The organism is Streptomyces sp. SID13726 (genome assembly GCF_010548375.1).
Classification (GTDB): Bacteria; Actinomycetota; Actinomycetes; order Streptomycetales; family Streptomycetaceae; genus Streptomyces.
Genome location: NZ_JAAGLY010000009.1, coordinates 42,309 through 60,348 on the forward strand (window position 1 = coordinate 42,309; position 18,040 = coordinate 60,348).

Sequence of the window (18,040 nt, forward strand, 5' to 3'; positions counted from 1 at the left end):
CACGGGCACGGGGCCCCGCCTGGTCACTCCGACCGGGCGGGGCCCCTGGGGGTTCCCGGCCCGCCGGGCTCGTCCGGGCCGCGATCCGGCCGGAGTTCGGCCGCCTCGCCGCTGAACACGACCGCGCCGCGCCGCAGTTCGTACACGATCACCGGACGGCCGTGCAGCGCGGGCGGGAGCCGTTGCTCGGCCACGACCACACAGGCGTCCAGAGCCGCCAGGAGTTCGTACGTGCGGGCCGCGACCGCGGGGGACATGCCCTGAGCCGGTTCGTCGACCAGGACCACGCGCGCGCGTGCCAGCAGGGCACGGGAGATCGCGAGCATGCGCTGCTCGCCGCCGGAGAGGGTGCCGGCCCGGCGGGGGAGCAGTCCGGCCAGCCGCGGATAGGCGTCCAGGGCGGGAGCGGGGTCGGGGGCGGCGAGTTCGAGGTTCTCGCGGACGGTGAGCGAGCCGAACACCGCCTGCCGGTCGGGGACCAGGCACAGGCCACGCCGGGCCCGCTCGTACGCCGGCACCCGGGTCACGTCGGTGCCGTCCCACACCACGGCCCCCTGGGAGAGCGGCACTGTTCCGGCCAGGGCGCGCAAGGTCGTCGTACGTCCGGAGCCGTTGCGGCCCAGCAGGACGGTGAGGCCGGGGCCGACGGCGGCGAGGGTGATGCCGTGCAGGGCCTCCAGCGGGCCGTGGCGGACGCGGGCGTCACGCAGGGAGATCGCCGTCCGCGCCGTCATACGGCGGTCTCGCGGGCGTGCGGTGTGCCCAGTACGTGGGCCGGGGGGCCGGAGGCGATGACGCGGCCCACGGCCATGACGTGCACGACGTCCGCGAGGCCGGCGACCAGGTCGAGGTCGTGCTCGACCACGAGGAGGGCGGTGCCGTCCGCCGCCAGGGCCCTGAGGACGTGGGCCAGCGCAGTCACCTCCGCGGTGTCCAGACCCGCCGCCGGTTCGTCGAGGAGGAGGACGTCGGGGGCGCCGGCGAGGGCCCTCGCGAGCTCCACCCGGCGCAGGGTGCCGGTGGGGAGGCCGGCGGCGGGGGCGTCGCGCAGGGGGCCGTCCAGGGCGAACAGCCGCAGCGCGCGGTCCACCGCGGCGGGGTCCGCGGATCTGCCTTGTTCCGCGCCCACCCGGACGTTCTCGGCCACGGTGAGGGTGGGAAAGACGGCGAGCTGCTGGAAGGTGCGGGCGATTCCCAGGCGGGTGCGGGTGTGGGGGGCGAGGCGGGTGATGTCCCTTGTGCCGTAGCGGACTTGGCCCTGGGAGGGGCGGACGGTCCCGGCCAGGCAGTGGAACAGGGTGGACTTTCCCGCGCCGTTGGGGCCGATGACCGCGGTGATCTGACCTGGCCGGACGGTGAGGTCGACTCCGGCGAGGGCCGTGAAGCCGTCGTAGCGGGCGTGGAGGCCGTGGGCGGTGAGGACCGGGCGGGGCGTGGCCGGGACCGGCTGTCCGGTGCCGCCTCCAGCCGTACCGTGGCTTCCCGCGCCCGCCGCTGTGCCGCCCACAGGTGTCCCTGCCACCGTCGGTACCAGCCGCCGCCGTGCCGCGCGCCCCGCCTCCGTCAGTCTCGCCGGGTTCGCCGCCCGGCGCGGGCGCAGCCGGTCCCTCACCGCTCGCAGCGCTTCGTACGGTCCCCCGGGGAAGCGCCCCACCAGCACCGCCAGTACCCCGATCAGGGCCGCCGCCACCCCGCCCCGGGTCCCCGCGTCCAAGCCGACCAGCAGGGCCGCCGCGGCGAGGGCGCCCAGGGTGCTGTCGGCGCCCAGGACCACCACCGCGGCGAACCAGAGGAGGCTGCGGACGGGGTCGTAGGCCGAAGGGTCGAAGGCGTGCAGGCCCATGCCGAGGAGGCCGCCGCCCAGGGCCGCCAGGGCGGCGCCCGCCACGAAGGCCACGAGTTTGAGGGCGGGGACCGGGACGCCCGCCGCCGAGGCGCCGGACTCGTGGTCGCGCAGGGCGGCCAGCGCTCTGCCCGTGCGGCCCCTGCGCAGGGCGTGGGTCGCCAGGAGGGCGCAGAGGAGGAGCGCCAACTCCAGGGCGTAGTAGGCGCGGTCGCCCTCGAAGCCCTTCGGGCGGTTGAGGGACAGGCCCGATGTGGCGTAGGGCTGGGCGAAGACGAAGCGGCTCACGCCGACGCCGACCGCGAAGGTCGCGAGGGCCAGGGCCAGGCCCCGGCGGGTGATCGCCGGCCAGCCGGTGAGGAGGCCCAGAGGGGCCACCAGGAGCACCGCCACCACGAGCGCGGCCAGTTCCGGGAGGCGGGGCAGGCCGGGGAAGCGGCCCGCGGACAGGAGGGCGGTGAACAGGGCTCCGAGGCCCGCGTACGCCGCCTGGCCCAACGAGATCTGGCCGCCCCTGCCCGTCACGATCACCAGTGACAGCAGCACCACGCCCAGCGCCGGCACCTGCACCGAGGTGTGCAGGTCCGAACCCGCGAAGCCCAGCGGGAGCAGGAACAGGATCGCCGCCACGATCCACGCGCCCGGCGGCGTCGGCACGCGCGCGGTGGCCGGGCGCGGGAGCACGTCCCGGGTGCCGACGCCGGGGAGCGCCAGGGCCGCGAGGAGGAGGGCCACGACGAACAGGTTCGCGCCCACCGCCTGGAGCAACGGCTCGCCCCAGCCCGACGGGTGCAGCCTCGTCAGCTGGCTCTGGGCCACGCCGACGGCCAGCGCCGTCAGCACCGCCACCGGCAGGCTGCGCATCCGGGCGGCCACCGCCACCGCGACCACCTCCATCACCAGGAGGGGCAGGCCGTACGGGTCGAGGCGGACGTAAGGGGCCAGCAGGACGCCCGTCAGGCCCGCCGTGAACGACCCGAACGCCCACCCGGCCGCCGCCACCCGGTCGGCGTCGATACCGCCGAGCACGGCCAGCCGCCGGTCGTCCACGACGGCCCGCAGCTCCCGGCCGAAGCGGGTCCAGCGGATCACCGCGGCCACCCCGGCGGCCAGGACCAGGACGACCGCGAGCTGCCCCCACGGGTCCGCCCGCACCAGCTCCGGCGCGTCGTCGCGCGCGCCCTGGCCCCACACCAGCGCGGCCCCGCCCACCAGCAGCACGAAGACGCCGATGGAGGCCACGAGGGTCCGGACCGGATCGTCGCCGAGGACCGACAGCGGACGGAAGACGAGACGTTCCAGCACCACGCCCAGGCCCGGTGCGAGCACCAGGAGCGTGGCCGCCGCCCCGGCCCACAGCGGCCAGCCCCACTCGACCACGCACTGCCGCAGGGTGTACGCGCACACCATCGCGATCGCCCCGTGCGCGAAGTTCAGCACCCCGGTCGCGCGGTACGTCACGATCAGGCCGATCCCGGTGAGCGCGGCGGCGCTGCCGACCGAGAGACCGGCGAGGGTGAGGTCGTAGGTCAGCGAGGACATCAGTCGGTCTCTTCGACGGGCTCGCAGATCGGGCAGGGGCCCAGCTCGCCGCTCGCCAGGACCTTGGCGTCCACCGGGACCGCCTCCACCTTCCCGGAGACCAGCGGGCAGTCCGCGCGGTGCCAGAGCGTGCCGCCGGGCACCATCAGGAGGTCCCCGCTGACCGCCAGGGGCGCGGTGGCCGCCGTGCCGGAGTCCTCGGTCCCGGCGGGTTCCGCGGCGACCAGGAGGCCGTACAGCTCCTCCACGCGCGCGGCGGCGAGCGCGCCCCGGCCGTGGGTGAGCAGCACCGCTCCGGCGACGATCAGCGCGGCGCCGGGCACCGTGCAGGACGCGAGGTAGGGCAGCTGGCGTTCGGCCCAGTGCTCGCCGGAGACGCCGTACCAGCCGAGGACGCACAGCACCGCACCCGCGGCGAGCGCGGCCCAGCCGGCCCACAGGACGGGGTGCACGGTCCGCAGTCGGGCTGTCCGCATCTCTGGCTCCCACATGTCGCGTGCCTCGCCGCTGTCCATGTCAACCAATCGCTTGCACTATGCCTTCTGGAAGCTGACCCTGAAAGCACCGGGCGCACTTGGCCCGGACCGACACCCGGTGGTGAGCCAGATGGTTCTCGGGAGCGACCGCACGTGGGGGAACGGCAGCCGGGGGCTGGTGGCGGCGGTGTTCGCCCTCGCCGTGGCCCTCACGGCGTGCAGCGACGACAGCGGCGGCGGCAGCGAGAGCCCGCCGCCGACGCCTTCCGTGGAGCGGAGCACGCCTTCCGCGGCCCCGTCCTCCAGCGGGCCCGCCGACGCGGCCGCCGCCCGGCGGGAGGTCAAGGCGAACTGGGAGAAGTTCTTCGACCCGAAGACCTCCACCGAGGACAAGCAGGCGGTCCTGGAGAACGGCGACAGGATGGGCCCGGTGCTCCAGGCGTTCGGCGGTGACCAGCGCGGCGGGCAGGTGCAGGCGAACGTCACCGAGGTGGAGTTCACCGGGCCCACCGCGGCGAACGTGACGTACACCCTGATGCTGAACGGCGCCACCGCCCTGCCCGGCGCCTCCGGGACGGCCGTCGAGGAGGGCGGCACCTGGAAGGTGTCCGTCAACACCCTGTGCGCGCTGGTCCAGCTGAGCGGCAATGCCACGGCGTCGGCGCTCCCGGGCTGCTGAGGCCGCCGCCGCGGTCCTGCTGCTCACACTGGCCACGGCGTGCGGCAGCAGGCTCCCGGAGAGCGACTTCGAGCACCGGGAGCGGGCGACCCCCGCCCCGGACGCCACCCCGGTCCGCGTCGGGATCATCACCAGCGCCACCAGCCCCGTCGGCGGCAGCGCCTTCACCGGCCCGCGCGACGGCGCCAAGGCGTACTTCGAGCGCCTCAACGCGCGCGGGGGCCTCGCAGGACGCCGGATCGAGGTGCGCGAGTGCGACGACGGCGGCAGCGGGGTCGGCAACAACACCTGTGTGCACCGGCTGATCGACGAGGACAAGGTGGTCGCCCTGGTCGCGACCACCGCCCTCGACTACGCGGGCGCCGCCCGGGTCTCCCACGCGCGCGTGCCCGACATCGGCGGCCAGCCCATCGGCGCCGCCTACGACACCTGGCCGCACCTCTACGGCATCTACGGCAGCCTCGCGCCCCGCGACGGCACCACGGGCTGGGACGGGAAGCAGTACGGCGGCACCGAGGTCTACCGGTACTTCAAGCGTGAACACGGGGCGCGTACGGCCGCCGTCGTGTCGTACAACCAGGCCGCGTCCGCCGCCTACGCCCGGCTCGTCGAGCAGGGCCTGAAGGCGGAGGGCTACAAGGTCGTCACCGAGCAGGTCGACTTCGCGCTGCCCAACTTCCGTGCCGTGGCAGCCGACCTGAAGGAGCAGGGCGCCGACCTGGTCTTCGACGCCGTCGACGGCCATGGCAACGCGCGGCTGTGCGAGGCGATGGACGCGGCGGGGGTCGAGGTCACCGCGAAGGTCACCAACGTGCAGAACTGGACGTCCACCGTCCCCGACGACTACAAGGACGCCCCGCGCTGCCGCAACGCCCTGTGGGCGACCGGGTCCAGCCGGAACTTCGAGGACACCGGTAACGCGGCCGTACGGGAGTTCAGGGACGCCACCAACGGCCTCAGGACGCACTCCCAGTGGCAGCTGGAGGGCTGGGCGGCCGCGATGTGGTTCACGGACGCGGCGAAGTCCTGTGCGGGGCAGGGCATCACACGCGCGTGTGTCGACGCCTACATGAACCGCAGCCGGGGCTACACCGCGGGCGGACTCCTGGTCCCCGTCGCCTTCGAGCACCTGGCCGAGCCGCCCGCGTCCCGCCGGACCTGTCTGTCGGTGGCCCGCTGGGAGGACGGCCGGGGCTGGGTCTCGCAGGGCGACATGGACCGCACCTGCTTCGACGTTCCGCAACTGCCCTATCAGCAGTGAGTCACCGCCGACAGGCAACCAAGAGGGGCGTACGACGGTCTGACAGAACACCACCGCGCGCGTGGCCGACGAGGAGCCGGTGTTCACTTGTCCACGCGCACGCGTGGAGACGGCGTACGGCCCGGTCGGGGCCGGGCCGTACTGCACGCGGGACAACGACCTGTCGGTGTCCGTCAGTTCAGTGAGCCGAAGAACTCCCTGACGTCGGCGGCCAGCAGGTCCGGGGCCTCCGGGGCGGCGAAGTGGCCGCCGCGCTCGAACTCCGTCCAGCGCACCACGGTGTTGGCCTGTTCGGCCCAGCGCCGGATCGCCACGTCCTCGCCGAAGTTGGCCACCGCCGTCGGCACCCCGGAGCTCGACGTCGGGAACCAGTCCATGACATGGCTGTTCTCGTAGTACATGCGGGCCGCGGAACCGGCCGTGCCGGTCAGCCAGTACAGCATCACGTTGGTCAGCAGCGTGTCCCGGTCGATCGCGTCCTCCGGCAGCGCGGCCGAGGAGTGCGTCCACGCCTGGAACTTCTCCATGATCCAGGCGAGTTGACCGACAGGCGAGTCCGTGAGGCCGTAGGAGAGGGTCTGCGGGCGGGTCGACTGGAGGGCGTTGTAGCCGAAGCCGTCCGTGGTGAACTCGGCGATGCTCGCGAGGCTCGTCGTCTCGCGCTCGGTGAGCCCCTCGCGGGCCTCCTCGTCGACCGGGCCGAGCGGGATGAAGCCGACCGAGGCGGCGTTCACATGGACGCCGACGACGGACTCGGGGGCGATGCGGGCCAGCGCGGGGGAGACCAGCGCGCCGACGTCGCCGCCCTGGGCGCCGTAGCGCTCGTAGCCGAGCCTGCTCATCAGCTCCGCCCACGCGCGGGCGACCCGGTGGACGTTCCACCCCTTCTCACGGGTGGGGCCGGAGAAGCCGAAGCCCGGCAGGGACGGGATCACCAGGTGGGTCTGCCGTGGGTCAGGATCAGCGCGAGTTCGTTGGAGTCGGCCTCGTGCTTGCGTCAGTGGCAGACGTTCCGCCAGTACGGGGCGAGCTCGCGGAGATACGGCAGGGAGGTGTCGTATGTCCAGCCCGCGTCCGTCCGTTGCCGGGTGCGAGTACGTCGTGGCTGGTCGCGCAGTTCCCCGCGCCCCTAAAACAGGTGGGTGAGGCGGCGCGAGGAACTGCGCGACCAGCCCCCACCGGCCCGCACTCGCCCGGGAACGCTTGCGGACAGCTGCTGTCCGCAATGGCTGGCAGACTCGGAACCATGTTGGAGACCTCGGCACGACTCCTGCGCCTGCTCTCGCTCCTCCAGGCCCACCGCGACTGGTCCGGCGCCGATCTCGCCGACCGGCTCGGCGTCACCCCGCGCACCGTGCGCCGGGACGTGGACCGGCTGCGCGAGCTGGGCTACCCCGTCAACGCCAGCCCCGGCACCGGCGGCGGCTACCAGCTGGGCGCGGGCGCAGAGCTGCCCCCGCTGCTCCTGGACGACGACGAGGCCGTCGCGGTCGCCGTGGGGCTGCGCACCGCCGCCGGACAGGGCATCGAGGGCATCGGGGAGACCTCGGTGCGGGCCCTCGCCAAGCTGGAGCAGGTCCTGCCGGGCCGGCTGCGCCGCCGGGTGGGCGCCCTGAACGCCTTCACCGTGCCGATGCTGCGCGGCCCGCAACCGGGTGCCGTGGACCCGGCCGTCCTCACCGAGCTCGCCAACCTCTGCCGGGACGCCGAGCGGCTGCGCTTCGAGTACAGCGACCACGGGGGTGCCGCGAGCCGCCGTACCGTCGAACCGCACCGCCTGGTGTGCAGCGAGCGGCGCTGGTACCTGGTCGCCTGGGACGTCGACCGGGACGACTGGCGGACCTTCCGCGTCGACCGCGTCACCCCGAAGCCCCCGCACGGCCCCCGGTTCACGCCCCGCACCCCGCCTGCCGACGACCTCGCCGCGTACGTCTCGCGAGGCGTCTCCACGCGCGCGTACGCCTCACACGCGGTCGTACGGCTGCTGGTGTCCAAGGAGGAGGCCGCCGAGCGGATCTCGCCGAGCGCCGGGGTGCTGGAGGCGGAGGGGCCCGGCAGCTGCATCCTGCGCACCGGGGCGTCGAGCCTCGACGTGATGGTGATCCATGTGATGCTGACGGGCTTCGAGTTCGAGGTGCTGGAGCCGGCCGAGCTGACCGAGGCGATCAGGACGGCTCACGACCGGCTTGCTCGCTCGCTTGCTCGCTCTTCGGCTCGGGCTGGGGGGTCAGCGCCGCGTACTCCGGATGGTGCAGGTCGAACGCCGGGGACTCGGAGCGGATCCGGGGCAGCGTCGTGAAGTTGTGCCGTGGCGGCGGACACGAGGTCGCCCACTCCAGGGAGCGGCCGAAGCCCCACGGGTCGTCGACCTCGACCTTCACGCCGTACCTGGCGGTCTTCCAGACGTTGTAGAGGAACGGCAGCGTCGACATGCCGAGCAGGAACGCGCCGATCGTCGAGACCGTGTTGAGCGTGGTGAAGCCGTCCGCGGCGAGATAGTCCGCGTACCGGCGCGGCATGCCCTCCGCGCCCAGCCAGTGCTGCACCAGGAACGTGGTGTGGAAGCCGACGAACAGCGTCCAGAAGTGGATCTTGCCGAGCCGTTCGTCGAGCATCTTCCCGGTGAACTTGGGCCACCAGAAGTAGAAGCCGGCGAAGATCGCGAAGACGACCGTGCCGAACACGACGTAGTGGAAGTGCGCCACCACGAAGTAGGTGTCCGAGACATGGAAGTCCAGCGGCGGCGACGCCAGGATCACCCCGGTCAGGCCGCCGAACAGGAACGTCACCAGGAAGCCCGTCGCCCACAGCATCGGTGTCTCGAAGGAGAGCGAGCCCTTGAGCATGGTGCCGGTCCAGTTGAAGAACTTCACGCCCGTCGGGACGGCGATCAGGAAGCTCATGAACGAGAAGAACGGCAGCAGCACCGCGCCGGTGGTGAACATGTGGTGCGCCCACACCACCAGCGACAGACCGGTGATCGACATCGTCGCCCCGACCAGCGTCAGATAACCGAAGATCGGCTTGCGGCTGAAGACCGGGATGATCTCCGTGATGATCCCGAAGAACGGCAGCGCGATGATGTACACCTCGGGATGCCCGAAGAACCAGAACAGGTGCTGCCACAGGATCGCCCCGCCATTGGCCGCCTCGAACACCTGCGAGCCGAACCGCCGGTCCGCCTCCAGGACCAGCAGCGCGGCCGCCAGCACCGGGAACGCCAGCAGGATCAGGATCGACGTGAACAGGGTGTTCCAGGTGAAGATCGGCATCCGGAACATCGTCATGCCGGGTGCGCGCATGCCGATGATCGTGGTGATGAAGTTGACCGCGCCGAGGATCGTGCCGAAGCCCGCCAGCGCGAGGCCCATGATCCACAGGTCGGGGCCGACCCCGGGGGAGTGCTGCGCGCTGTTGAGCGGGGCGTAGGCGAACCAGCCGAAGGCGGCCGGCCCCGACGGCACGAGCAGCGAGCCGAGCACGATCAGTCCGCCGAACAGGAAGAACCAGTACGACAGCATGTTCAGCCGGGGGAACGCCACGTCGGGGGCGCCGATCTGGAGGGGCATCAGCTCGTTGGCGAAGCCCGCGAAGCTCGGGGTCGCGAAGAGCAGCAGCATGATCGTGCCGTGCATCGTGAAGAGCTGGTTGAACTGCTGGTTGTCCACGATCTGGAGCCCCGGCCGGGCCAGTTCGGCGCGCATCAGCAGCGCCATGACCCCGCCGACCAGGAAGAACAGGAACGACGTGATCAGATAGAGGTGACCGATCTTCTTGTGGTCGGTGGTGGTCAGCCAGTCGACGACCACCCGGCCGTGGCCCATGGTCCGCACGGGTCGTGCCGTCGCCTGCACGGTCTGCGTCCCCATCGCTCGCCCCTTCGCTCGGCTCACGCCATGATGCTCGCGCCGTCGTGCGCGGCGACAGGGGGCGTAAGGGGGTTCTGTGCTGGAACCGTGTATTTCTTATGCGGTGTCAGCTTCCGTGGCCCGGTCCGGAATCGGTGCTCAAAGGGGCCCGGGCAGCTTCTCGGACAAGCCTTCTCGCGGGTCATTCGGGGAAGTCGTACGACACGCGGGAATTGCGTTCGAATACCCGCACAAGGGCTAGGGAAACGCTCGTCCGTGTGACGGAGCGAGACGGAAACCCGGGCCGTGATCCTGTGACAGAAGCGTGACAGGAGGGGGACGGGGATCGGACTTCCGCGGCCGCGGGGCAGCGCCTAGCGTGGCGGTATGGCATCCATTCCGACACCGCCCGCCGAACCCTCGGACAACCCGGACAGCTACGTCGGCCTCGACTCGGAGGCCGCCGAGCGGCTCGCCCGTGAGCGGGGCTGGTCGACGGTCCGGTCGCTGCCGCCGGGGACGATCATCACCATGGAGTACCGCGCGGGCCGGCTGAACTTCGAGGTGAAGGACGGCCGGGTGGCGCGGGCCTGGAAGGGCTGAGTCACGACGAAGGCCCCGGTTCCCCTCGCGGGGAACCGGGGCCTTCGTGCGGGGTGGTTGTGCGTACCGGCCCCGCCGGGGTGGTCGTCAGCCGCCGGTCACCGGCCGGCTGGCCGGGGAGGGCGTGCCGCGCACGACGCGGTCCGACTGCGGCGGACGGCGGCTGCCGAGCGGGGTGACCGGGGTGCGCTCCGAGCGGGTGGTGTGCGGGCCCGGCGCCAGGTAGGCGGGCGGTCTGACGCCGTGCGCCGGGGTGATCTCGCGGGCCGCCGTCTCGTTCTGCGGGGCGGTGAGCGGCTTGAGCCGGGCCGGGGCGGGGGCCTTGACCGGGGTGACCGGAGCCGGCGCCCGTGCACCGCCGCGGGCCCGCCAGCGGTCGCGCAGGTCGAAGGCGTACGCCTCGGTGCGGGCGATCAGCGGCTCGAACCAGGGCAGCGCGAGCAGGATCAGCAGACCCGCGACCCAGCCCAGCAGGACATCGCTCAGCCAGTGCGTACCGAGGTAGACGGTGGCCATGCCGACGCCCAGGGAGGTCACCGCGGAGATCGCGGACAGCCAGCGGCGGGCCCACGGGGTGGAGGCCAGATACGCCAGGATTCCCCAGGTCACCACGGCGTTGGCGGTGTGGCCGCTGGGAAATATATCGCCGCCCAGACCCATCTCGTTCGAGCCGATGACGGTCGCGTAGTGCGGGCCCAGCCGCCCCATGCCGTACTTGGCGGCGCCGACCGTGATGTTCAGCAGGAGCAGGGACGTGCCCAGGGTGAGCAGGGGGCGCAGGGTGTGCTGGCGCCAGGAACGCCAGCCCAGCCAGGCCGCGACCATCACCGCGGTGGGGCCGCGCTGGCCGAGCACCACGTAGTAGTCGACGAACCAGTGGATCGAGGCCCACTGCTGGTAGGGCCGGAAGAACATGACCTGCCAGTCGAGGCGGACCAGCCATGAGGTGGTCACCACGAGCCACACGATCGCCAGATAGAAGGCCAGGGCGGCGACCACCAACACGGTCCGGTGCCGGCTCGTCCTCGGGACGCTCAGGTGGGCCGGTCGTTCCGGCTCACGGTCCAGCCTGGCGAACACCCGGTCCAGACGGGTGGGGTTTCGTTCGGTACGCACTCAATCGACGTTACAGCGAGTGAGCTCAGATCCCTGGCGAATCAGCGGCTTTGTGATGACGATGTGATGTGGGATTCCTCTCAGGGAGGGGTTTATTTCCAGGGATTCCGCAAAAGCGGGCGGCCGCGCCCTTCAATTCCTTTGATCATTCCGGGTTCCGGTTTTATGGCCCTTATGAATTCGTTCACCGAATCATGGGGTGGAATTCTCCGTACGCTCATCGACGCCCCGCGGTCGATCATGGCGGACCGGAGCCGTTCAGCCAGAAGGCGCCGTACAGGGCGGACGCGGTGGCGATCGACGTCAGGATCACCGCTGACCTGCGATTACTGCTGCGGGCGAGGGCCAGGGCGAGGGGGACCAACAGGGGGAAGGCGGGCATCAGCAGGCGCGGTTTCGAGCCGAAGTAGCTCGACGCGCACAGGGCGAGCGTCGTGACGACCCCCGCGTACACCAGGAGGGGCAGCGGCTGGCCCTGCCGCGCACAGGTGACGTACAGCCACACCACCAGCCCGACACCGACGATCAGTCCGACACCGGCCAGGGCCGCCGGGAACGACGTGAACTTGTCGCCGACAAAACGGGCGAAGGCATACCCGCCGTCGAACCCGTTCCGCCAGCCGGCCTGGACGTCGAGGTAGCCGAGGGGGCCCTTGCCGGTGCGGTGACCCACCCAGAGGACGTAGGCGGCGGTGCCGAGGGGGGCGAGGGCCAGGCCGACGGCGCGTCGAGCGGGGAGCGTTGTGGGGGAGTGTTCGGTGTCCTGGGCGCCGCTCGCCCCGGCCGCGCTCCGAGTTCGCACGAACGAGGCGGTCCCTCGCCGGTTTCGCGCGAACGCGGCGATCCCCGTCCGGCTTCGCGTGAACGCGGCGACCCCCGTCACCCACACCGCCGCCACCACCGCCAGCCCCACCGGGCGGGTCAGGCCCGCCAGGGAGGCCAGCAGTCCCGCCGTCACCCAGCGGTCGGTCAGGACCGCGTACAGGGACCAGGCGGCAAGGGCCGTGAACAGGGACTCGCTGTACGCCATCGACTGGACGATCCCGACCGGCAGGACGGCCCACAGCAGGACCGCGCAGACGCCCGCGCGGTGGCCGTACACATGGTCCGTCACCGCGAAGATCCCCCAGGCCGCCGTGAGCGAGGCCAGCAAGGAGACCACGAGCCCCGCGTCGGCGTACGACAGCGGGGTCGCCGCGGACATCAGCCGCTCCAGCCAGGGCAGGAGAGGGAAGAACGCCAGATTGGAGTGGACGTCGCCGTTGGGCAGCCGCACCTCGTAGCCGTAACCGAGTTCGGCGACCCGCGTGTACCAGAGGGAGTCCCAGCGTGCTGTCAGCAAGGTGTACGCGCTCTTGTCGCGCGCCGCGCTCCACAGGGCCAGCGTCACAAGGCCCAGGGCGCGGACGGCCGCATAGCCGAGCAGCGCCGGGGCGGCTCGGCGCAGGGCCGGTTCGGTGCGCGTCGCGAGATCGGTCACGGGGCCGATTATCGACCGCGCGCTGAACCGGCACGGCCGCCGGGGCGTGGGAGCAGGTGAGGGGAGTGGTGTACGCCACACGTGTTCTGTCCGAAGTCTGAGAGGTCCGCCACTGGGCCGCCACGCGAACTCGCGTACGCTGACGTGTCACCCGCCGTTCGCTGCGCGGGCCGGAGACCCCGCTCCTCTCCGGCCGAGATCATGGGGAGTCCCCACCCCATGTGCCCGCCGAACGCGAGGGAACATCTGGGAGGTACGTACATGTCCGGGACGACCACGGCCGCTGACGCGCTGCGCCGTCGGGCGGCCGGGGCCGGTGCCAACCGCTGGGTCGTCCTCGTCGTCCTCTGCGTCAGCCTGCTCCTGGTCGCCCTCGACGCGACGGTGCTGCACGTGGCGGTGCCCGCCGTCACCGAGGACCTCAGGCCCGGCGCGATAGAACTGCTCTGGATCGTCGACGTCTATCCGCTCGTCTGCGCCTCGCTGCTGATCCTCTTCGGCACCCTCGGCGACCGGGTCGGCCGCAGAAGGGTCCTCCTGCTCGGCTACGGCCTCTTCGGCGTCGCCTCCGGCCTCGCCGCGCTCGCGGACACCGCCCAGGTGCTGATCCTGGCCCGCGCCCTGCTCGGTGTCGGCGGCGCGATGATCATGCCCGCGACCCTCTCGATCCTCCGCCAGGTCTTCCCCGACCGGCGCGAGCGGGCGCTCGCCATCGGCATCTGGAGCGCGGTCGCCGCGGTCGGTGCCGCGGTCGGCCCGCTGCTCGGCGGCTTCCTCCTCGAACACTTCTGGTGGGGCTCGGTCTTCCTCGTCAACATCCCGTTGATGCTGGTCAGCCTGCCGATCGGCCGGCTGCTGCTGCCCGAGTCGAAGGGCAGCGGGGACGGCCCCTGGGACGTCGTCGGCGCGCTGACGGCCGCCGCCGGACTGTTCGCCCTCGTGCTCGGCGTGAAGCGGCTCGGCGGCGGCGAGCTGGACACGTTCACCGCGATCCCGCTGGTCGCGGGCGGGGTGCTGCTCGCCCTCTTCGTACGACGGCAGCGCCGCCTCACCCATCCCCTGGTCGACCTGCGGATGTTCGCGCGCCCCGCGTTCAGCACCTCGGTCGGCTGCATCGTGCTGGCGATGCTCGCCCTGGTCGGCCTCGAACTGATCGCCGCGCAGTATCTCCAGCTGGTCCTGGACCTGTCCCCGCTGGAGACCGGTCTACGACTGCTGCCGCTGACCATCGCCGCGATGGCGGCGGGGCTCGCCGGAGCGCGCCTGTTGCGGAGGTTCGGGCCGCGCCGGATGGTCAGCGCCGGGTTCTGCCTCACGGCCGTTGCCGTGCTGCTGCTCACCGCGATGGGCGACTCCGACAACACCGGGCTGCTGCTGTCCGGGTTCGTGCTGCTCGGGTTCGGCCTGGAGACCACGCTCTTCGGGGCGTACGAGTCGATGCTCAGCGAGGCCCCCCTGGAACAGGCGGGCGGGGCCGCGGCCATCGGCGAGACCTCGTACCAGCTCGGCGCGGGCATCGGCATCGCCCTGCTCGGCAGCGTGATGAACGCGGCCTACGCACCCGGTCTTTCGAGCGTCCCCGGTGTCCCCGAGTCGGCGTCCCGGTCGGCGGGCCACTCCCTGGGCGAGGCCTACGAGGTCGCCGGACACCTCGGCGGCTCCGCGGGCGTGGCCCTGCGCCGGGCCGCCCGCGACTCCTTCGTGCACGGACTGCACGTGACCTTGCTGGTGAGCGCGGGGTTGTTGCTGCTGGGCGCGGTGATGGCGCTGCGGCTGCCGCGGACCATGCAGTGCGGAGAGGCCCCGGCGGCCGTGGAGCTTCCGGCGCCCCGTGAGGTCGCGGAGTCCCGCGTCACGGCCTGACGGCGTCTGGCTGTGCGGGGGAGCGGGCGGTAACGTCGGCCACGGAAGCTTTAATTAGCGCTGCTAGTTTCGAGCCGCTCGTCTGTCGGAGGATGTGCCATGCCCCCGTTCGACCCCGCCGACCCCCTCGGCATCGACGACCTGCTGGAGCCGGAGGACCTGGCGATCCGCGACACCGTGCGGACCTGGGCCGCCGACCGCGTCCAGCCGTACGTCGCCGACTGGTACGAGAAGGGCGAGCTGCCGGGGATCAGGGAACTCGCCCGCGAACTCGGCGGGATCGGCGCCCTCGGGATGTCGCTCAGCGGATACGGCTGCGCCGGAGCCTCCGCCGTGCAGTACGGCCTCGCCTGCCTTGAGCTGGAGGCCGCCGACTCCGGCATCCGCTCCCTCGTCTCCGTGCAGGGCTCGCTCGCCATGTACGCCGTCCACCGGTTCGGCAGCGAGGAGCAGAAGCGGACCTGGCTGCCCCGCATGGCCGCCGGTGAGATCATCGGCTGCTTCGGGCTCACCGAACCCGACCACGGGTCTGACCCCGCCGGCATGCGGACGTACGCCAAGAAGGACGGCACCGACTGGGTCCTCAACGGGCGCAAGATGTGGATCACCAACGGGTCGGTCGCCGGGGTCGCCGTGGTGTGGGCGCAGACCGATGACGGGATCCGCGGATTCGTGGTGCCGACCGACGCGCCGGGCTTCTCGGCGCCCGAGATCAAGCACAAGTGGTCGCTGCGGGCCAGCGTCACCAGCGAGCTCGTCCTCGACGACGTACGGCTGCCCGCCGACGCCGTGCTGCCGGAGGTCGCGGGGCTCAAGGGGCCGCTGAGCTGTCTGACGCACGCCCGGTACGGGATCGTGTGGGGGGCGATGGGCGCGGCGCGGTCGTGTTTCGAGACCGCCGTCGACTACGCGAAGACGCGGGAGCAGTTCGGGCGGCCGATCGGGGGCTTCCAGCTCACCCAGGCCAAACTCGCCGACATGGCGGTCGAACTGCACAAGGGGATTCTGCTCGCCCACCATCTGGGGCGGCGCATGGACGCCGGCCGCCTGCGCCCCGAGCAGGTCAGCTTCGGCAAGCTCAACAACGTCCGCGAGGCGATCGAGATCTGCCGTACGGCGCGGACGATCCTCGGTGCCAACGGGATCTCCCTCGAATACCCCGTGATGCGGCACGCGACGAACCTCGAGTCGGTGCTCACCTACGAGGGCACCGTCGAGATGCACCAGCTGGTGCTGGGCAAGGCGCTCACCGGACTGGACGCGTTCCGGTAGAGCCTGCTGGGGGCAGGGCCGGCGAGCGGCCCTGCCTCAGCTCTGGTTGAAGAAGCCGTCCGTGCGGTGCTGTGCCGGGTCGCCGTTCACGATCTCCGTGTTGGCGGGGGTCAGCAGGAACACCCGGGTGGACACGCGCTCGATGGAACCGCGCAGTCCGAAGATCAGCCCGGCCGCGAAGTCGACGACGCGCTTGGCGTCACCGGCCTCCATCGCGGTGAGGTTCATGATGACGGGGACGCCGTCACGGAACAGTTCGCCGATGGCGCGGGCGTCCCGGAAGCTGTCCGGGGTGACCGTGCCGATCCGGCGGCCCTTCTCCTCGGCGACGTCCGAGGCCACCTTGACCCGCGGGTCGGTGACCCAGGCATCCCCGGGCTCGGTCCCTTCGGAGTATCCGTCGTCGTCGTAGTAACGCTCGTCATCGTTGTCGTCAACGAGGCCCAGCCAGGCACTCGCCTTGCGCACCGATCCCATGGACGCCTCCTCTCACAGCGGTCTCTCTTGCTTCTGTATCCCTATGGTCATCCATGATGCGGATCGCGCGCCAAGTGGATAGCCGCCGCGCGGGGGGTTTGTGACGGTACTGGTGCACAGCGAATACGTCGAGAGCCCAGGTACCCCAAGGGTCGCGTCCCATACGGCTGCTGACTGTGAGTGAAATATGATTCTTCACGGCGTACGGGTGAGGCGTGGGGCGTACGGGTGAAGGTGCGGCGGGTGCGATGCGATACCGGTTCTGACGGGGAGTCAGGCCGGCGGCGATTCCGGAAGACGCACCGCGGCGGGCTGAGCGGCGGGGGCTCCGGCGAATGGTGCAGCTGTTGTGGGGACGGGTGCGATTGCTGTGATTGCGGGTGCGACCGCTGAAGCGCCGGTGTGACTACAGCTCCGGAGGGGAGATCTCCGACTTCGTGATCGCCGAGCCTGTCGTGCCCCACTTCTTCAGGATCCTGGCGTAGGTGCCGTCCTTGAGCAGGGAGTTGACCGCCGCCTGGAACGCCGGCGTCAGTGCGGTGCCCTTCTTGAAGGCGAAGCCGACGTCCAGGCGGTGGTACTCGTTGAGGAACTTCACGCCCTGCTGGTGGGCCACGGCGTAGCGGAGGCCGTTGATCGTGGACATCACGATGTCGCTGCGGCCCTGCTGGAGCGAGGACCAGATGGCGCCCTGCTCGTTGTAGGTCTGGACCTCGTACGGCTTCTTGCCGGCGTCCGCGCAGAGGTGCTTGTTGTCCTCCAGGGTCGCCTCGAACGTCGTGCCCGCACCCGTCGCCACGTTCAGGCCGCACAGCTGGGACAGGTCGGTGACCTTGGTGAGTTTGCTGTCGTCACGGGTGGCGAAGCCCTGGCCGTCGTTGATGTACGTGACGAAGTCGATCGTCTTGCGGCGCTCGTCGGTCACACCGAAGTTGCCGACGCCGAGGTCGTACTTGCCGCTGTCGAGGGCGGGCAGGATCGCCTCGAAACTCGCCTGCTCGGTCTTCAGTTTGATGCCGAGCGTCTTGGCGACCGCGTTCGCGAAGTCGACGTCCTGTCCGGCAAGGGTCTTGCCGTCGTCCAGGATCGAGGTGCCCGGCGGCTGGCCGGAGACGCTGACCGCGAGGGTCAGGGTCCTGGTGCCGGAGGGCAGCAGCTCCGCCGCGGCCTCGTTCTTCCCGATCGCGGAGACGACGTCGGTGGTGGGGATCGCGTCGGACTTGGCGGAGGCGGTCACGGCTTCGTCCGTGCCGGAACCGCAGGCGGTCAGCAGCAGGGTTCCGGCGGTGATAGCGGCAAAGGGGATGAACAGTCTCTTTCGGGCATGCGTGCGTGTGCGCATGGTGCGGTGGTCTCCTGTGAGCAGGCAGCGCGGGGTGAGGGGAGGCGCGTGTGAAGGCAGAAAGAAGGGGAGAACGCGAAAAGGCGCCCTACGGGATCAGGGCGCGCAGTGGGTCAGCTCAACAGGAAGAGGACCACACGCGACCGAAGTCGATGTGGGAGCGCTTGACCAGCCACTGCTGTGGATGCATGGGGTAAGTGGAACAGGCATCCGGTGGGGCGTCAACCGACTTGAGACG

General features: G+C 71.5%; 13 protein-coding genes and 2 pseudogenes. 6 read left to right on the top strand and 9 right to left on the bottom strand.

The genetic code is table 11. From position 1 onward, the window contains the following. Positions 1 to 23: 23 nt before the first annotated feature. Genes G3I78_RS24155 through G3I78_RS24165 form a run of 3 tightly spaced genes read right to left on the bottom strand, consistent with a single transcriptional unit; the run spans position 24 to position 3,861 of the window. Positions 24 to 734, bottom strand: a complete 711-nt coding sequence (locus tag G3I78_RS24155; protein WP_164428008.1) for an ATP-binding cassette domain-containing protein — start codon at positions 732 to 734, stop codon at positions 24 to 26. Next, positions 731 to 3,385, bottom strand: coding sequence for an ATP-binding cassette domain-containing protein (locus G3I78_RS24160; RefSeq protein WP_164428010.1), 2,655 nt, complete (start codon positions 3,383 to 3,385; stop codon positions 731 to 733). The genes G3I78_RS24155 and G3I78_RS24160 overlap by 4 nt, the downstream gene beginning before the upstream one ends. Further along, complete coding sequence (locus tag G3I78_RS24165) at positions 3,385 to 3,861, bottom strand: hypothetical protein (protein WP_164428012.1); 477 nt, start codon at positions 3,859 to 3,861, stop codon at positions 3,385 to 3,387. The genes G3I78_RS24160 and G3I78_RS24165 overlap by 1 nt, the downstream gene beginning before the upstream one ends. A gap of 118 nt (positions 3,862 to 3,979) precedes the next feature. On the opposite strand from G3I78_RS24165, the gene G3I78_RS24170 reads away from it, so the two are divergent. Both G3I78_RS24170 and G3I78_RS24175 read left to right on the top strand, forming a co-directional pair. Continuing rightward, positions 3,980 to 4,540 (top strand): hypothetical protein, encoded by a 561-nt coding sequence (locus tag G3I78_RS24170; protein ID WP_164428014.1) that lies wholly within the window; start codon positions 3,980 to 3,982, stop codon positions 4,538 to 4,540. Then, positions 4,509 to 5,801 carry an ABC transporter substrate-binding protein gene (locus tag G3I78_RS24175; protein WP_164428016.1) on the top strand — a complete coding sequence of 431 codons (1,293 nt, stop codon included), beginning with the start codon at positions 4,509 to 4,511 and terminating at the stop codon, positions 5,799 to 5,801. Before G3I78_RS24170 ends, G3I78_RS24175 begins: the two co-directional genes overlap by 32 nt. A gap of 173 nt (positions 5,802 to 5,974) precedes the next feature. Here the strand turns inward: G3I78_RS24175 and G3I78_RS24180 are convergent. Further along, positions 5,975 to 6,876, bottom strand: a pseudogene (locus tag G3I78_RS24180) (alpha/beta hydrolase); the annotation flags it as partial. A 171-nt stretch (positions 6,877 to 7,047) separates the two neighbouring features. Between G3I78_RS24180 and G3I78_RS24185 the strand changes: the two are divergent. Next, positions 7,048 to 8,100, top strand: coding sequence for a YafY family protein (locus G3I78_RS24185; RefSeq protein WP_164428018.1), 1,053 nt, complete (start codon positions 7,048 to 7,050; stop codon positions 8,098 to 8,100). Positions 8,101 to 8,143: 43 nt separating this feature from the next. Here the strand turns inward: G3I78_RS24185 and ctaD are convergent. Further along, positions 8,144 to 9,670: pseudogene (gene ctaD, locus G3I78_RS24190) on the bottom strand (cytochrome c oxidase subunit I); the annotation flags it as partial. Between the two features lie 366 nt (positions 9,671 to 10,036). On the opposite strand from ctaD, the gene G3I78_RS24195 reads away from it, so the two are divergent. Beyond that, the gene (locus tag G3I78_RS24195; protein ID WP_164428020.1) at positions 10,037 to 10,252 is read left to right on the top strand and encodes an I78 family peptidase inhibitor; all 216 of its coding nucleotides are present in this window, start codon (positions 10,037 to 10,039) and stop codon (positions 10,250 to 10,252) included. Positions 10,253 to 10,339: 87 nt separating this feature from the next. Here G3I78_RS24195 and G3I78_RS24200 read toward each other — a convergent pair whose 3' ends face one another. Both G3I78_RS24200 and G3I78_RS24205 read right to left on the bottom strand, forming a co-directional pair. Next, positions 10,340 to 11,368 carry a phosphatase PAP2 family protein gene (locus tag G3I78_RS24200; protein ID WP_164428022.1) on the bottom strand — a complete coding sequence of 343 codons (1,029 nt, stop codon included), beginning with the start codon at positions 11,366 to 11,368 and terminating at the stop codon, positions 10,340 to 10,342. A gap of 238 nt (positions 11,369 to 11,606) precedes the next feature. Beyond that, positions 11,607 to 12,848: a mannosyltransferase family protein gene (locus G3I78_RS24205; RefSeq protein ID WP_164428024.1), complete on the bottom strand. Its 1,242-nt coding sequence runs from the start codon at positions 12,846 to 12,848 to the stop codon at positions 11,607 to 11,609. 261 nt (positions 12,849 to 13,109) lie between these two features. Here G3I78_RS24205 and G3I78_RS24210 point away from each other — a divergent pair, with 261 nt between their 5' ends. Continuing rightward, positions 13,110 to 14,711 carry an MFS transporter gene (locus G3I78_RS24210; RefSeq protein ID WP_164428026.1) on the top strand — a complete coding sequence of 534 codons (1,602 nt, stop codon included), beginning with the start codon at positions 13,110 to 13,112 and terminating at the stop codon, positions 14,709 to 14,711. A 99-nt stretch (positions 14,712 to 14,810) separates the two neighbouring features. Next, on the top strand, positions 14,811 to 15,983 hold the full coding sequence (locus G3I78_RS24215; protein WP_164428028.1) for an acyl-CoA dehydrogenase family protein: 1,173 nt from the start codon (positions 14,811 to 14,813) through the stop codon (positions 15,981 to 15,983). Positions 15,984 to 16,019: 36 nt separating this feature from the next. On the opposite strand, the gene G3I78_RS24220 is transcribed toward G3I78_RS24215, so the two are convergent. After that, positions 16,020 to 16,460: a cell division protein SepF gene (locus tag G3I78_RS24220; RefSeq protein WP_164428030.1), complete on the bottom strand. Its 441-nt coding sequence runs from the start codon at positions 16,458 to 16,460 to the stop codon at positions 16,020 to 16,022. A gap of 406 nt (positions 16,461 to 16,866) precedes the next feature. Continuing rightward, complete coding sequence (locus G3I78_RS24225; RefSeq protein WP_164428032.1) at positions 16,867 to 17,802, bottom strand: ABC transporter substrate-binding protein; 936 nt, start codon at positions 17,800 to 17,802, stop codon at positions 16,867 to 16,869. Positions 17,803 to 18,040: the final 238 nt, after the last annotated feature.

Coding starts and splice junctions, on each gene's coding strand:
- G3I78_RS24225 (WP_164428032.1), bottom strand. CDS start 17,802: ATGCGCACACGCACGCATGCCCGAAAGAGACTGTTCATCCCCTTTGCC.
- G3I78_RS24195 (WP_164428020.1), top strand. CDS start 10,037: ATGGCATCCATTCCGACACCGCCCGCCGAACCCTCGGACAACCCGGAC.
- G3I78_RS24155 (WP_164428008.1), bottom strand. CDS start 734: ATGACGGCGCGGACGGCGATCTCCCTGCGTGACGCCCGCGTCCGCCAC.
- G3I78_RS24160 (WP_164428010.1), bottom strand. CDS start 3,385: ATGTCCTCGCTGACCTACGACCTCACCCTCGCCGGTCTCTCGGTCGGC.
- G3I78_RS24210 (WP_164428026.1), top strand. CDS start 13,110: ATGTCCGGGACGACCACGGCCGCTGACGCGCTGCGCCGTCGGGCGGCC.
- G3I78_RS24215 (WP_164428028.1), top strand. CDS start 14,811: ATGCCCCCGTTCGACCCCGCCGACCCCCTCGGCATCGACGACCTGCTG.
- G3I78_RS24165 (WP_164428012.1), bottom strand. CDS start 3,861: ATGCGGACAGCCCGACTGCGGACCGTGCACCCCGTCCTGTGGGCCGGC.
- G3I78_RS24220 (WP_164428030.1), bottom strand. CDS start 16,460: ATGGGATCGGTGCGCAAGGCGAGTGCCTGGCTGGGCCTCGTTGACGAC.
- G3I78_RS24185 (WP_164428018.1), top strand. CDS start 7,048: ATGTTGGAGACCTCGGCACGACTCCTGCGCCTGCTCTCGCTCCTCCAG.
- G3I78_RS24175 (WP_164428016.1), top strand. CDS start 4,509: ATGCCACGGCGTCGGCGCTCCCGGGCTGCTGAGGCCGCCGCCGCGGTC.